A 12,598-nucleotide genomic window follows, 5' to 3' on the forward strand; every position below is an offset into this window, starting at 1 on the left:
ATGTTTTTACGTTCGCAAAAACAAACTTGTTTGTGTAAACGTAAGTATCGCTCTGTTAGAGGAGTAACATTAATAGAGTTATTAGTTGTCATCTCTATTATGATGACTATGATGTCAATTGTAGCGCCATTAGCCATTAATACTGTGGATAAAGCTAGTGCTCAAAGTGAATTCTTGTCGTTTTGTAATTTGCTAAGAAAAGCCAGCATTAAAGCTTTTTCAAATGGCTCAACGGTCAAAGTTGAACTTAACAAGCATCAAGTTATCATTTCCAAAGTGGCAACAAATGATATATTCAACGAACAAAACCAAGCGACAAGCTTTCAACTGTTAGAGCAACAATTTGAATTCTTATTTTTTGACGAATCTGTCATGTTTTTTAATAAAAATGGTATGGTTGATATTACTACACTTGAGTTTCGACAGAATAATAAAACTCGACAATTAGACTTGATTGCTTTATTGGAGCAATAGATGAGAATTAATAGCGGAAAACGTTACGTTTACTCGCGCGGTTTTACGTTAATTGAAGTTTTAGTCGCTTCCTTTATTTTGTTTTTAGTTATCGCCTCTATCACGTTAGTGTATAGAGGTGCGATATTATCAAGTGGTAAAGCAGAACGAACCTTATTGTTTTCAGCAGCTGTCGAAACAATAAGTGAAAGTATCAAAGCTAATATTCAAGCTTCAAATCAACAAGAAATAATGGAAGATCAAGGCCAGTGGGGGCGAGTAACCTTCTCTTGGATAGCGAAACCTGCTTATATTAGCGCACCACCTGAGCGCATCAGTTTGGCGAGTGGTGAACTGGAAAAATCTATCAACCAGTTTGTTTTGTGGAATATAGAACTTCAACTCTCCATTGATAAAGCGATAAGAGAATATCATTTTAATGAGGTAAGTTGGTGAAGAGGAGCAAAGGTTTCACCTTAATTGAGATGCTAGTATCGATGACGTTACTTTCCATGGTAATGCTCATTGCAACTAATGCATATTCGTTATTTAGTGATAGGTGGAATGGCCGCCTTGGCTATTTTAACCAAACCTTAACAACCACGAAGAATTTGCTACTTCTACAGGAGTCTTTGCAGAGTATTACTGGTTATGTTGTTACAGATAATAAACAAGGTGCCAAATATTATTTCGAAGGTAATAGAAATGGATTTGTTGCGGTAACACTAAGATCAATGTTTGATCCAGAAGTTGCAGCAGTGATTAGACTAAAGTTCGAACAAAATGAGGATTTTACATTTCGCTTGTTGTATGAAGAATCACCAATGGTTCAACAAATGTTAGTACAGGTAACACAACAATTAGAGTTTGAGCATTCAGTTGTTTTATTTGATAGGGTAAAAAATGCAGAGTTTCTCTATTTCGGTTGGTCCTCTTTAGAAAATAAAAATTGGACACCTGACCTAACAAGTATGCAACCTCCGCAAAAGGAGTGGCTTAGCGATTATAATAGTTTAGAAAAACTTGTTTTTCCAGAACAGGTAAGTGTAACTTTTACCGTTGAAGGTAAACAGTATTCGATACAATCCCGTTTGAATCGGCCAATCCCAGCAGTATTATCAAACTATGTCAATCAAGATTAACTCTACATCCTATACAAGACAGTCGGGTATTGCATTAGTACAAGTCTTGTTAATTAGCATGATTATCAGTTTATTAGCGTTGAGTTTTACGTATACAGCAAGAGAGCAAATTGCTACCGCTACAGCCCTTGAAAACCGAATTCAAGCAAGCAACTTGATAAAAAGCACACAAAGTAAAATGTTGTACTTGTTATTGACACAACAAAACGATGAGCACCTTGAACAGCTTTATCCAAACAGTGAACCTTGGAATGTGTATGGGCAACCTTTTGTATTAATAAACGATGAAAGTATTGTCATAAAAGTACGTATTCAAGATAATGCAGGGTTATTACCATTACAGTTCATAAAGTGGCCATTCTGGCGCGTAGCATTAGAGAATTTAGGCCTACAAGACCAGCAGATAAAAGAATTTCAGGGGCGCTTTGGTGATTGGCAAGACAAAGATACAGATGCTTGGATTGTTGGTGAACAAGAGCCAACAATGCTTGAAAATGGCTTTGAATATCGAAATTTTCCGATACAATTGTCACAAGAGATTGATTTGTTTTTTGAAAGTCATCAAGTGGCTTTAGAGTCTATAAAGTCAATGAGTACATTATATCCATTAGCGGGACTTAAGATTCAAAATGCCCCAAACCATTTATTAAAGCTCCTATTTCCATTAGATGTAGCTGAACAAATAATTGCTGAACGACAAAACCGAGTTTTGACTAAGGAGGAAATTAATGGGATATTGAATAATCAATATGATGAGACATATTTATCTTTTTTTCCGGCTAACCACTTAACCTTGAGTATACAAGCAAGTGTGAATGATGTGGTGTTACAAGAAACAATAGAGTTTAAATTCGAACCATTTGCCAACGAACCTTTAATGATTTTTGCTCGTTATTAAATCTAGATGATTTGTTTTTATCGTAAAGGCAATGGTTGAAATACTCTTTTACTAAAATAATGGCTATTTTGGACATAAAAGATCAGAATACATTGTATGGTGTGTGAGTACTGAGGTAGGATACTCCTATTCGTTAAGGTAATAGCTACTTCCAATATAACTATTGTCGTGTATAATTTTACCCCCGTTAATTCGGCGATCATTAAGAAAGTAAATTGCAACAAGCTAATAATCAAGCATCAAAAAATACTCAGCAAAAATCACGTATACTAGCATTCATCAAAGAAAAGTTAGCGGATCGTGGTGGATATTTATCGAATGAATTTTACGCGATAAAGAGTGACAAAAAAGAGGGTGTTTCCTTAATTAAACAACCCAAAGAAAAGATCGCTAAAGCTACTTGGTTAATTTTAGGTCGCGAGCATTATTTCGAAGTTTCTAAGGTCTATCCGATTGCCAATAAACGCGAATTATTAAAAGCATTAGAATATGACGACGACAATGCACCTTTTTCAGGTACAACACTAAAATTTATAGAACGAATAAATGAACATAGCCATAGAGTTACGCTTTGGGTTGTAGAACCAAAAATATTTGATTCAATAAAGGAAAAACCTTGGTTAATTATTCCGGAATCGTTTTTGTTAGCTAATGCACTTGATGATAAAGTATCGATTGCTTGCATAAAAACCTTATCAAATACTTTGTTTATCTCTAAAACCGGCCAAGGTATCGTATCTGGTATTCAGTCTGCCAATACACCTTCAATAGAGTTGTTTGCATTGGCTTCAGGTGCTCCACTAGTAACTGAACAAGAACAGTGTTTAAGCACAGAAGAGCAATCCGATTTTGTTGCTTTATTATATGAAGGATTATTAAGGCAAGGTATTACGTCGCTTCAAGGGTTTGTGGTAAAGTCAGAGAAAATCAACTGGCAAGATTACCCGTGGAAAGAAGCAGGCATAATTGCAGTTACCCTCTTCAGCGGTTATTTATTACTTACAAGTGGTTGGCTTGTCTTGCGAAATGCACACTTGGATTACGCTTTAACAAACAAAGCCGAGCAGGTGAATGAATCCTTGTCACTTCAAAAAGCGTACCAAACAGCAGTAAGTCAGCATAAGCAGTTACAAGCACCTTTACAAAATCAAAATCCTCATTGGAATATTTGGCATATAGCTTTAGACGTTATTGCTTCAGGTGCTCAATTAAAAGCGATTTTATATAAAAATGAAACAGTGACTATCCAAGGGTGGGCTAATGAAGGTCAAAGAGCTACCGATATATTGTCAAAATTAACTAAAAATCCTTATTTAATGCAACCAAGCTTTTCAAAGCCTGTACGTAAAAGTAGGGGACGTGAAGAATTCAGTATTAGCTTTACGCTCAACACTAATGAATTAGTAAAAAGTAGTCGTGTAGAACCTGCATCTAAACAAGCACTCCCTGAAGTAAGGAGTAATTGATGAGCACACTAAGAAATCGTAAAAACTTGTTATTAGTTGTTGCTTTGCTCGCGGCAATTCGATTTATAGTTGTACCTGTTTTTGATTGGCAACAAGAAAATATTGACGACATAACTGCAAAGGCAACGAGGTTAAATAAAGCTGAAAATGTAATAGCACGTAAGGAAACACTAGCAGTTTCGCTAACAGATGTAGAAAAAATAAATGAGCGAACAAAAACGCTTTATCACAGTTTTAGTTCTACAAATGAGATGAAATTATCCTTGCAGCAACAAGTAGAAAAAAAGTTTAGTCAACACAAGGTAAAAATAAAAAACTTCACGTGGCCCAATGAACTTGAAGGTGATATCAAAGAATTACGCGCTAAAATTTTTTTTGAAGGTGATACAAACGATATAGCACTATTGCATATGGATCTATCAGATCAAGCGACCTTTTTTAACATTGTAGAATGGACGATATATATCCGAAGAATGAAAGAAAACTCTCTTGGCGAGGCTTCAGGTAGTCTTGTTTTTTCAGCTTATAACCTTTCGACGAACCTGGAAGCTAAATGATGTTGAACTTTAAAAAAGTGACAACGACCGAGAACGAAGTACACGGGTTAAAAAAATTTACTAAACGAGAGTTAGTTGTTGTTTGGGGAATCATCTTATTCTTAATATTTTTTGATTTCGTTACTCGTTTTAATGATGGTACTGCGCAAGTTAGTAATGAATGGTCTCAAGAGCAACTATCATCAACCGGACTTCTTGCATTGAATGAAGTAGAATTTAAACAAATTTCTGAAAAGCTAAAGCGATACGAATCAACGGCAAAAACTAAAGTAGAAAAACAGCAAGGTTTATCTGAAGCAGAAATGTTAGCCCAAAAAGGTGATTTAAAAGAGCTATATGCTAAAAATATGCGATTAATGTTAGTTGGAACGTTTGAGCAAGATGGTCGTTTCGCTGTTGTTGCCCAAGAAAACTTAACAACAAATAAACGTGAGCTTCGCAGAGTCACCTTAACAGATACATTAAACGGTTATGCCGTAACAAACATATTGCCTAATAAACTGATATTAACTGGTTACAGCAATGTGATAAATCTTCACTTGTATAATACAAGCAGCTAGCAATAGGTTACATTAAGTAAAATAACTATGAACAAAACAAAAAAACACCTTACAATATTATTTTGTGTATTTGCTATGTTTGGTTGTAGCTCAACACAAGAGACTCAACCAGAGAAAAGCTCGGGGTTTAAAGTCCCTCAGTCTTACTTGAATGGTGAAGAAGATATAGTTGTGGTAACAACTGATGATACTATTCCAGAAGAGCAAGATCTTCTACATACCGACTTAGCTCAGATTAAAAACCTAGAACCCTTACCACGTCAGCAAGTTAACCTACGCAAAGCTGAAAAGCTGTCTGCGTCGTTTTCACCAGAGCCATCACTTAGCCTTTCGGTCAATGAAATGCCATTAAATGAGTTTTTGCATTACGCACTTGGTGAATTACTCAGCATTAATTATATAATTGATAAAAGCGTAGAGCCTTCAAAAGAAAAAATAACCCTAAACATACAAGAAAAAATTAGCCCTCGTCGTTTAATGCAGTTAACAAGTGAATTGTTAATGGAACATGAGGTTAGCATTAACTTTAATGATGGCTTGTACTTTATTAATAAACCTAAACTTAATAAACGTGCTAAAAATGTAGTCACGGCAGTTGGTAGAGAGTTAGAAGATGTGCCACAAACAGGGCAAGATATTCTACAAATTATTCCGTTAAAATATGGTGTTAAAATAAGTATTGAGAAAGCGTTAAGACAACTAGTAGGTGTGCAAATATCAACAGATGCGGATCAAAGTGCCTTGTTCTTGCAAGGTAAACGCGAAGAAATTCTCAGATCGCTTGAGTTTATTCATTTACTTGATGCACCGTCAAACCGTGGTAAAAATATTGGTTTAATAAACCTCACTTACATCACCAGTGAAGAGTTTACTACGCAAATTACCACGTTGTTAGAGAATGAAGGCATTCCCATCGCTACAAATAATGCTGGCAGTAAAAACTTAGTCATGGTTCCCATTGCACAAATTGGTTCTATTGCTGTATTTGCTGCTGATAAATCGTTACTCGATCGTGTGCGTTATTGGGCGAAGTTAATTGATAAGCCTTTGCAAAGTGTCACTAAACAATACTTTATGTATCATCCACAATATGCCCGTGCCGCAGATTTAGGTGAAAGTTTATCTGCTTTATTAGGTGGAACAGCTCGAGCGAACTCAAAAAGCAATACTGCTAGTAAAAGCTCTACGGGTAACGCACCCTCGAATACGCGTTTAACCGGCGTAAGTTCAGATGACATGACCTTAGTGGTTGATGAACGTTCAAACGCGATTATTTTTTATACCTCGGGTAATAAATACCAAGCACTGTTACCGCTAATTAAAAAACTAGATGTATTACCACGTCAAGTAATGCTAGATATTACCATTGCGGAAGTAAATTTAAGTGATGAGTTTAAACATGGTGTTGAGTGGGCCTTTACCCAAGGTGAGCTTAGCATGGGAACAAAAGATGCCTTTGGTGTAACGGGAATTGGCGGTTTTAGTTTAGCGCTAAACGGCGCAGATGGCAGTATAAAAGCGAATTTTATTGAAACGAATGATCTAATCAAAGTGCTATCAAACCCCAGTTTATTAGTGCGTGATGGTGTCTCGGCTAATATTAATGTGGGTTCAGATATTTCAGTAGTTGGTGAAACCACCGAAGACCCTATCAGTGGCGACAGACAAACGACCAGTTCTGAATATCGCAAAACAGGGGTTGATGTAACTGTAACCCCTTCAATTAATGCCCGCGGTATTGTGATCATGGAAATAAGCCAAACTATTTCTAATGAAGTGCCTGACTCTTCAGGTGCAAGTGGTAACCCGAATATTTTCGAGCGAGGTTTAAAAACAGAAGTTGTTGCACAAAGCGGTCAAACTATCATTTTAGGTGGCTTAATTAGTGAAAATACTAACCAAGGCGATAAGAAAACGCCTTTATTAGGGGATATCCCGTTAATAGGACATTTATTTAAATCAAACGGCGAAAGCACTAACCGCACAGAATTAATTATGTTAATCACGCCAAGAGTGATTGACAGAACAGACCAATGGCAAGAAATTACCGATTCGTTTAAACAAAATTTAGAATATTTAACTTTTTAATTTAATATAGCTAAACAGAGTTTAGCAACGCGAGTGATTTAGAGGGTAAAGTAGCATTTGCATGTCTGTTATAATACTTTTTACCTTCACATTTAATTGTTTTTATTATTGTCTTTTAAAAACAAGGGGTTGATGAATTAAATGTTAAGTGTGGTATAGTAGCTAATTAATTTGGCGCTAACTGGTTTATCACATTTAGCTGAATTTATAATCAAATTGGTGTTGATTAAATAAAAGACACTGAATTAATTACGAAATTAGGTGTTGACACCTTTGGTTTAGTTGAGATAAATTGTTTCAAGATTTGGCATTTTAGCGGTACTTCCACTAACATGTTAAAGTCTTTTAACGTTAAATAATGGCTTTTATTTAGTTATTACTTAGCTAAATAATAACTAAAGTTATAATAAAATTCATTTTCATGAAAAATAAGGATTTAAAATGTTCAAAAAAACATTGATGGCAGCTGCACTTGCTGCTGCAACAGGTTCAGCATTCGCTGGTGATATAACGGTATCTGGTACTGCTTACAAAGTTGGTAACGAATACTTAAATGCGTACACTGGTACTGCACTTGAAGGCGATTTAAGTGCTGCTAACATCGGTATTAAATACGAAGCAGGTATTGCTTTAGGTGTTAACAATACCTTGAAATTTGTATTTGAAGGTGGCGCGATTGAAGCAGATACAGGTCTTAAATTACAAAAAAGAACGGTAACTGCTAATGCATACGGTAATGATGGTCTTGCAGTAAGTGATAATGCAACTATTCAAGGTGATATCGATACTGCAGTTGGTTTAGTTGCAAACGCAACTGGTAATACGCAAGCCGAGTTAGATGTGGAACTTGCCGCTGCTAAAGCAGCAGCTACAGGGGTTATTGAAGCCGCTGAAGCTGCAGATTTGTTAGTTGATGCATCTGCTTATAAATCAGCACTTGCTGCATTAACAATCACTCCTGGTGTTGCTGGTGATGCTAAAGCTTTAGTTGCCGCATTAAATACACAAATTAACGATTTCGCAATCTCTGATGTGGCTGACTTAGTTGATTTTGGTGAAGACGCAAATGGTGATTATGAGTGGGTTTTATTTAAGTTAACGTCTGCCACTTTAGTTGCTGATGATCTTTTCTTCAACCTTGTAGATACTACTACAGATACAGCTGATGTTGTAACAACCTTCACTAAGGCAACTATTGGTGCTGGCGATTTAACTGTTGGTTTACCTGAAGCAAAAGATGATACGGGTGCTGATCTTTCTGCACCGATCGCAGGATCAAAAACGCTAGTTACTACAGCTAACCAATTTGACTTAACTGCAACAGCGGTAACTGATACCATTGATGTTGAACAAGATCGTTTATTCTTCTCTGATGCTATCGGTGATGACGTAACTACTGATTTTGTATTTGACGTAACAGTTGACGGCACAATTGATTTAGGTATTGATCATACAACTGCAGCATTTGCGATGGAATTAACTGGTAGCTTTACCGGTGTAGAGCAAGCAGATTACGTTGAGACTGACTTAGTTGGTACTAATGATACAGCAGTATTCGATGCCGATAACATGGTAGAAGGTGTTGGTATTTCTGATGCAACAGTTGCGATTACAGTTGACGGCGACACTAACCTTGCAACTCGTACTGTTAAAGCATCTATGATGATTACTCCAACAGAAGCTGATACTGATGCATTTTACTTATTAGGTAGCTCTTCAGCTGGTGCGAATGCGTTCATTTGGGACTTAAACGGTTCTGAAATTACTTTCCCTTACGCGCCAATTGGTTATGATCACATCACAACTAACTTTGAACTTGCTAACTCAGGCGATCAAACAGGTGATGTGTTAATCACAGCATTTACGCGTGAAGGTGTTGCTTACAGCGGTACTTTAGTAGGTAAAGCTGAAGCAGAATCATTAACTAAAATTGGTGAAGCTGAAGTTTATGATGCATTAATGTTACCTGAAGGTACTTCATTAAGCGTTACATTCTCTACAACAGCTCCTGATGCTGACATCAAGATTACTGGTTACAGTAACCTAGCTTCTGGTGGCCGCATGGCACTATTAAGTGATGCATACGAAGGTGAAATTAACCCATAAGTTGATTTAACACTTTAATATAAAAAACGACCTTCGGGTCGTTTTTTTTTACTGTGGTAAACAGTAAAAACGACTATGCACATATATTGAAAAGGTTTTACTCGGAACAAACAAGAGATTACTTTTACCTGTGTTTCTTTTAATTTACGTAATCAATAAGCAACCAAATAGTTGGTAACAAGGTGAATAACTAGGCGAAGTAACAATTCTTAACGTTTTCAATGCTCGAATTAATAGCGGTTTTATGGTTTAATAGCCTCGTTTTTAAATCAGATGTAAATTCACCACGTTAAAGGAAAACCGTGCGTAAAGATCTCTCTGCTATTTTAGCTGTAGTAACAGGTACAGCTGGCGCACAAATTATTACATTAGCGTTCACACCTTTACTCACTCGCATTTTTACACCAGAGGCATTCGGTCATTTGGGGGTATTTGTCGCGTTATCAACAATATTAATGCCAATAGCTGCATTAACATTACCCATGGCAGTCGTGCTTACTAAGTCAAATAATGAAGCTAAAGCGCTGTCAAAGCTTTCAACCTGTATTGCTCTGTTAGCATGTTTAATATTTACCTTATTTATTGTGTTAAACAAGCCGTGGCTAGTTAACGTATTAAACGCCCAAGGCGATGGTATGTATTTATATTCGGTGCCTGCTGTTGTGCTGTTTGGTGCGATGCTTCAGCTCAGTGAAAATTGGTCGATTAAATTATCTTTATTTAAACTAAGGGCAAAAATTAGCATACTTCATGCTTTAATAATTAACTTATTAAAACTAGGCGTTGGCTTTTTTATACCGTATGCAATTACGTTAATTGTGATTGCTATTGTTAACCCTTTGATCAATGCGCTATTACTTGGTTTACCTGTTAAGAACGCGATAAAAAATGAAACAGAAAGTCTTCCAAATAACGACTATAGACAACTGTTAGCTAGGTATCGTAACTTTCCTTTGTTTCAGTCACCTCAAGCATTACTTAATGCACTATCACAAAGTGCCCCTGTAGTGATACTAGCAGCTTTATTTGGCCCTGTTTCAGCAGGTTTTTATACGTTTAGCAGAACCATTTTAGCGATACCTATAACGTTGATAGGCAAAGCTGTAGGTGATGTATGTTATGGACGTTTTTCGAAGCAAGTTAACCTACAACAGTTTGCTCAAGCGAAAAAGTATTTTGTTCACACAACTTTTTACCTGTCTGTCGTTGCTCTTTTGCCGTTAGGTATTATTTGGTTTTTTGGCCCGGCACTATTCTCTTTGATCTTTGGTGAAAAATGGTTTGAAGCTGGTGTTTACGCGCAGTGGTTATCACTATGGACTTATTTTATTTTAATTAATGCGCCCAGTTTGAAATTGCTCATTGTTCTAAAAAAGCAGAAGCAATCGTTATTGATAAATATCATTTCAATGCCGGTACGTATTGCAATGTTAATATTAGGTGGCCATTACGGAAATGATGAATGGCTTGCTCTGAAATTGTTTGTATTAGCTAGCGTTATACATAACTTAGTGATTATCGCATTAGCCTATATTTCATGTGAACAAAAAAACAAAAACTCGAATAATAGGGCAATTAATTATGATTCATAGTTGTAAAACACTCCGCCCTCATCATGTGTCTATCAATATTAAAGGGTTATTTGGTGAGGCAGAAAAGATAGAAAGTAGGTTTTACTATATAGGCTGTGCTTACTTAGATGAACAAAAACTGTCTGCTGTTTCTCTTTATAACTTAACGAGAGAGGCTGTTTCAGCAGGAACACTTAAGCAATTTATTTTAGAGCTGTCAGGATTTTTTTCGTTTATTATTAACGACTCTGATGTATTTGTTTTAGCAAGTGATAAAACAAGAAGTAAACCATTGCTTTATGCATTTGACGAAAACAAAAAAATGCATGTTTCTGACTCTGCAATTTACTTGGCTCGCAAAACGAATAAACAGAGCTTGATACCTTTATCAGAACAAGAGTTTCAACAAGCTGGCTATGTAACAGGTGAAAATACGCTTATAGAAGACGTATATCAGGTACGAGCTGGACACATGTTAACGTCAAAGTGTTACGGATTTGAACAAGTTGCGTATTACAAATTTATACCGATGAATGGTAATAAGCATGTGGCTGATGAAAAGCTTTGTATGCAACTAGATGACGCCATGAAAGCTGCAATTAATCAACTCATTGATTATGCGGGAGGTCGGCAAGTGGTAGTGCCATTAAGTGGTGGTTATGATTCTAGGGCAATTGCCGTATATTTGAAACAATCTGGTTATCCTAATGTGCTGACATTTACGTTCGGTAAAAAAAATAGTAAAGAGGTTTTGATCAGTAAACAAGTAGCGGAAAAACTTGGCTTTGAATGGCACTTAATTGAGTATGATAAAAAACGATGGAAAGTTGTGCAAAAAAGTGACGAGTTTGAACAATATCTGTCATTCATTAGTAATTATATTTCTGTACCTAATATTCAAGTATATCCAGCGTTAAAAGCTTTATTGCATCAGAAAATTATTCATCGTAACGCATTAATTGTCCCAGGACATACTGGAGATTTTGTTTCAGGTGGGCATATACCACATCAACTTATTAATCTTAAGGCGTCAACTAATATTGAGCGCATAGTGGATGCAATTATAGCAAAACATTATAAAAATAAAGTGAAACATGAAAATCGTGATGATCTTAATATTAAATTGACTGATCAGCTGAGGAGAATTTCTGAAGGACAAGAAGATAGTCTGCTTGCAGTCTCCTTGTTTGAAGCCTGGGAGTTTTATGAACGCCAAGCCAAATTTATTATAAATTCAAACAGGTATTATGATTTTTTTAAAGTAGATTGGTGGATGCCTTTGTGGAATGAAAACATAATTTTCTTTTGGCAAAAAGTACCGCTGGAATATCGTTTGAATTCAAGCTTATGGAAAAAATTTGTTGAAGATAAATATAACGATATTTCAGGCGATAGGTTAAGGTATGGAAATGTGAACGATCATTATTCTTCTCCTGTAAAAAAAATTAGGTCGGTATTTGATTATTTTACCGATGAAAATGACTTGTACGCATTAGTACCATTTTATCGATGGGCATTAAGAAAAATTAAATACCCTCATGCAAAAGGTAGCTTATTTGGTTATTTAGCTTATAAATTAGTCATGAAACAAAAAAAACAGTTAGTTCAAAAGGGCCAGTGAATATAGGAGTAGTTAAGCTTTTAAATTAAAACAATCTAGCTGTTTTGGTAACGATACGTTAAAATTCGCTGGTTAATAAAGTGCTGCTAACAATTTTAAATTTGCGTGAATGTGGTTGTTTTACTCTGTACTTTTG

Annotated in this window: 11 protein-coding genes; all 11 read left to right on the top strand. The window is 36.0% G+C overall.

Annotated elements, in window-relative coordinates:
* The 11 genes from QUE72_RS04240 to QUE72_RS04290 all read left to right on the top strand — a co-directional run bounded on the left by QUE72_RS04240 (position 1) and on the right by QUE72_RS04290 (position 12,462).
* The gene (locus QUE72_RS04240; RefSeq protein ID WP_286271763.1) at positions 1 to 474 is read left to right on the top strand and encodes a prepilin-type N-terminal cleavage/methylation domain-containing protein; all 474 of its coding nucleotides are present in this window, start codon (positions 1 to 3) and stop codon (positions 472 to 474) included.
* Complete coding sequence (locus QUE72_RS04245; protein WP_286271764.1) at positions 475 to 909, top strand: type IV pilus modification PilV family protein; 435 nt, start codon at positions 475 to 477, stop codon at positions 907 to 909.
* The gene (locus QUE72_RS04250; RefSeq protein WP_286271765.1) at positions 906 to 1,595 is read left to right on the top strand and encodes a prepilin-type N-terminal cleavage/methylation domain-containing protein; all 690 of its coding nucleotides are present in this window, start codon (positions 906 to 908) and stop codon (positions 1,593 to 1,595) included. The genes QUE72_RS04245 and QUE72_RS04250 overlap by 4 nt, the downstream gene beginning before the upstream one ends.
* The gene (locus tag QUE72_RS04255) at positions 1,579 to 2,493 is read left to right on the top strand and encodes a type II secretion system protein GspK (protein WP_286271766.1); all 915 of its coding nucleotides are present in this window, start codon (positions 1,579 to 1,581) and stop codon (positions 2,491 to 2,493) included. Before QUE72_RS04250 ends, QUE72_RS04255 begins: the two co-directional genes overlap by 17 nt.
* Positions 2,494 to 2,708: 215 nt before the next feature.
* A complete protein-coding gene (locus QUE72_RS04260; protein WP_286271767.1) occupies positions 2,709 to 3,959 on the top strand; it encodes a PilN domain-containing protein in 1,251 nt (416 codons plus the stop codon).
* A complete protein-coding gene (locus QUE72_RS04265) occupies positions 3,959 to 4,516 on the top strand; it encodes a hypothetical protein (RefSeq protein ID WP_286271768.1) in 558 nt (185 codons plus the stop codon). The genes QUE72_RS04260 and QUE72_RS04265 overlap by 1 nt, the downstream gene beginning before the upstream one ends.
* Complete coding sequence (locus tag QUE72_RS04270) at positions 4,513 to 5,076, top strand: hypothetical protein (RefSeq protein WP_074500612.1); 564 nt, start codon at positions 4,513 to 4,515, stop codon at positions 5,074 to 5,076. The genes QUE72_RS04265 and QUE72_RS04270 overlap by 4 nt, the downstream gene beginning before the upstream one ends.
* 27 nt (positions 5,077 to 5,103) lie before the next feature.
* Positions 5,104 to 7,164 (top strand): secretin N-terminal domain-containing protein, encoded by a 2,061-nt coding sequence (locus tag QUE72_RS04275; protein WP_286271769.1) that lies wholly within the window; start codon positions 5,104 to 5,106, stop codon positions 7,162 to 7,164.
* 441 nt (positions 7,165 to 7,605) lie between these two features.
* A complete protein-coding gene (locus QUE72_RS04280) occupies positions 7,606 to 9,270 on the top strand; it encodes a hypothetical protein (protein ID WP_286271770.1) in 1,665 nt (554 codons plus the stop codon).
* A 302-nt stretch (positions 9,271 to 9,572) separates the two neighbouring features.
* The gene (locus QUE72_RS04285) at positions 9,573 to 10,862 is read left to right on the top strand and encodes a lipopolysaccharide biosynthesis protein (RefSeq protein ID WP_286271771.1); all 1,290 of its coding nucleotides are present in this window, start codon (positions 9,573 to 9,575) and stop codon (positions 10,860 to 10,862) included.
* Positions 10,852 to 12,462 carry an asparagine synthase-related protein gene (locus tag QUE72_RS04290; protein ID WP_074500608.1) on the top strand — a complete coding sequence of 537 codons (1,611 nt, stop codon included), beginning with the start codon at positions 10,852 to 10,854 and terminating at the stop codon, positions 12,460 to 12,462. Before QUE72_RS04285 ends, QUE72_RS04290 begins: the two co-directional genes overlap by 11 nt.
* Positions 12,463 to 12,598 lie beyond the last annotated feature (136 nt).

The sequence above is a fragment of the Thalassotalea hakodatensis genome (assembly GCF_030295995.1).
In the GTDB taxonomy this organism is placed as follows: Bacteria; Pseudomonadota; Gammaproteobacteria; order Enterobacterales; family Alteromonadaceae; genus Thalassotalea_C; species Thalassotalea_C hakodatensis.

What these genes read in the sequence shown, in the direction of transcription:
- QUE72_RS04240 (WP_286271763.1), top strand. Translation starts at nt 1, where the DNA reads ATGTTTTTACGTTCGCAAAAACAAACTTGTTTGTGTAAACGTAAGTAT.
- QUE72_RS04245 (WP_286271764.1), top strand. Translation starts at nt 475, where the DNA reads ATGAGAATTAATAGCGGAAAACGTTACGTTTACTCGCGCGGTTTTACG.
- QUE72_RS04255 (WP_286271766.1), top strand. Translation starts at nt 1,579, where the DNA reads ATGTCAATCAAGATTAACTCTACATCCTATACAAGACAGTCGGGTATT.
- QUE72_RS04265 (WP_286271768.1), top strand. Translation starts at nt 3,959, where the DNA reads ATGAGCACACTAAGAAATCGTAAAAACTTGTTATTAGTTGTTGCTTTG.
- QUE72_RS04270 (WP_074500612.1), top strand. Translation starts at nt 4,513, where the DNA reads ATGATGTTGAACTTTAAAAAAGTGACAACGACCGAGAACGAAGTACAC.
- QUE72_RS04275 (WP_286271769.1), top strand. Translation starts at nt 5,104, where the DNA reads ATGAACAAAACAAAAAAACACCTTACAATATTATTTTGTGTATTTGCT.
- QUE72_RS04280 (WP_286271770.1), top strand. Translation starts at nt 7,606, where the DNA reads ATGTTCAAAAAAACATTGATGGCAGCTGCACTTGCTGCTGCAACAGGT.
- QUE72_RS04290 (WP_074500608.1), top strand. Translation starts at nt 10,852, where the DNA reads ATGATTCATAGTTGTAAAACACTCCGCCCTCATCATGTGTCTATCAAT.